General features: G+C 76.2%; 2 protein-coding genes. Both read right to left on the reverse strand.

Annotated elements, in window-relative coordinates; all coding sequences use genetic code 11:
- Positions 1–138 precede the first annotated feature (138 nt).
- On the reverse strand, positions 139–294 hold the full coding sequence (locus tag ACU8YC_RS25545; protein WP_446896038.1) for a hypothetical protein: 156 nt from the start codon (positions 292–294) through the stop codon (positions 139–141).
- A 4-nt stretch (positions 295–298) separates the two neighbouring features.
- A partial coding sequence (locus ACU8YC_RS25550) for a hypothetical protein (RefSeq protein ID WP_446896039.1) occupies positions 299–623 on the reverse strand: 325 nt, incomplete at its 5' end.

Genomic DNA, 623 nt, shown 5'->3' on the forward strand with positions numbered 1-623 from the left:
GCCGCGGCGGCCCTCACGGCGGCGCTGGACGCCTGCCTGCTAGAGACCGGTGCGGACCGGGAGCCGTTCGATCCCGCGCCCTATCGCGGCCTGCCGGACCCGTTCCCGGCGTGGCGCCGCGCCGCCTGAGGCCGGCGGTCAGGTCGCCAGCGCCTCGGCCTCGTCCTCGGCTTCGATCTCGGCGTCTGCCTCGGTCGTCTGACCGGAGGCGCCGGCCGCCTCGGCGAGGCCGCGGGTCACAGTTGACTTGCCGACGCCGCCGGTTTCCTGGGCGACGAGGAGGACGCGGGGCATGAGGTCAGTCCTTCTTGAACAGGTGGGCGTGCCGCTCGGCCTGCATCTGGCGGATCTCCGCCTCGGTGAGCGGTGCGTCTGTAGGCGCGGGGTCCGGTGTATCGCTGCCCGAGCGCAGCTCCGGGGCGAGCCGTGTCGGCCGTGACCTGGAACCGGTCGAGGCCGCGGGCGACGGTGCGGGATCCGCGCGGTCGGGGCGAGCCGCCCGCGCCGCCGTCCTGGAGGCGCGGGCGGCGGCCTGCCGGCGCACGCTGGAGATGACGCCGGTGAGGTTGCGCCCGGTGATCGGCTCGCCGGCGGCGGTGGTGAAGCCCTGCGCCGTGAGCCCG

The organism is Citrobacter sp. VF227 (genome assembly GCF_052950715.1).